The sequence below is a fragment of the Nitrosomonas sp. JL21 genome, assembly GCF_009833095.1.
Classification (GTDB): Bacteria; Pseudomonadota; Gammaproteobacteria; order Burkholderiales; family Nitrosomonadaceae; genus Nitrosomonas.
In genome coordinates this window covers 1-1,554 of record NZ_QRCB01000078.1, presented here as the reverse complement: position 1 = coordinate 1,554, position 1,554 = coordinate 1, and the positions used below count along the sequence as shown (strand labels likewise).

At 57.5% G+C, this 1,554-nt stretch carries 1 pseudogene; it reads left to right on the top strand.

The annotated features are described in order from the left end of the window. Nucleotides 1–1,554, top strand: a pseudogene (locus ABF87_RS14570) (calcium-binding protein); the annotation flags it as partial.

The following is a 1,554-nucleotide window of genomic DNA, read 5'->3' as shown; positions in this document are numbered from 1 at the left end:
GAGCGGGTGTGAATGGTGAAACCATCACCATCACCGGCGATGGCGCAGTGACGACATTCGCCAATGTTGAGAATTACGTTATCGAGGACGATACGACTGACGCGCGCAACGTGACCATTCTAGCGGCGGATACGAGTGTGACAGCAAATTCTGCGACCGATGCCGTGATATTCACGATCGGCGCGCTGACTTACAGCGGCAGGATTACCGGTCAATCGGCCGTTGGCGATACCTTGAGTCTGGCTAACGGCGCGAATGTCAGCGGCGGCACGATCGCAAATGTCGAAGCGCTGGTGTTGGCCTCCGGCGCATCGGTTCGGATATCTGCGACCCAGAATCAGGGTTTTACCGGCGCAATCATGGCGCCCGGCAATGGCATCGGCGGCGAAACCCTCATTGTCAGCGGCGATGGCGCAGTCACGACGCTGACCAATATCGAAAATTACGTCATCGAGGATGATACGACCAATGCGCGCAGCGTGACCATTTTGACGGCGAACACGAACGTGACGGCAAATTCTGCGACCGATGCAGTGACATTCATTATCGGCGCGCTCGCGTATACCGGCACGATCACCGGTCAGGCTGCGGTGGATGATAGATTGGTGTTGAGTAACGGCGCCGATATCAGTGCTGGCACGATCGTGAATATCGAAGCGCTGACCCTGGTTTCCGGCGCATCGGTTCGACTCTCCGTCGCCCAGAACCAGGCATTGACCGGAACGATCATTGCGCCGGGCAGCGGCGTCAGTGGCGAAAAAATAACGATCGCTGGCGATGGCGCGGTCACGGTACGTGCCAATATCGAGACTTATGAACTGGGCGACGATAGCACCAATGCCAGAACCGTGACTCTGAATTCAGCGGCCTTGACGCTCATTGCCAATAATTTGAGCGATGTGATTACCGTTAATGCGGCGGCGCTGGCTCAAAATGCAGCTTTAACGTTGGGAACCAGCGCTTCTTCACTGATCGTGACGAATCTGGTGGGTAATCTGGTGGCGACCGATCTGGCGGGGACATTAACTGTCACCACCGCGAATGCAGCGGATAACGGCATCAGTATCACGACCGGGTCGGCCGCCTGCGCGGTGAATGTGGCCGCCGGCGCTGCTTCGGATATTGTTGCCATCAACGCGGCGGCGCTCGGTAATAATACGATGCTGACCATCACATCAGGCGGAGGCGCGGCAGGCGCCGTGAACATTACCGGCCTGATCGGAAATCTGACCGTATCCAATCCTATCAGCGGCTTAATTAATATCGTCGTGGCGGATAATGCGGTCGATGACGGAATTGCCATTGCCGCCGGTGCCGCCAATCTGGCCATCAGCAATGTCGCCGATGGCGATACTGTGACGATCACCGGGTTCATAGGCTCGGCATTGACTGGCGCGATTGCGGGAACCAGCGGGAAATTCAATATCGCTGCCGGTATCGCTACCAACACCATCACTACCGGCGCCGGCAACGATACCTTCACCTTTGCTGCGGGCACGGGCTTGACCTCGGCCGATACCGTCAACGGCGGCGCTGGAACCGACACGGTGGCAT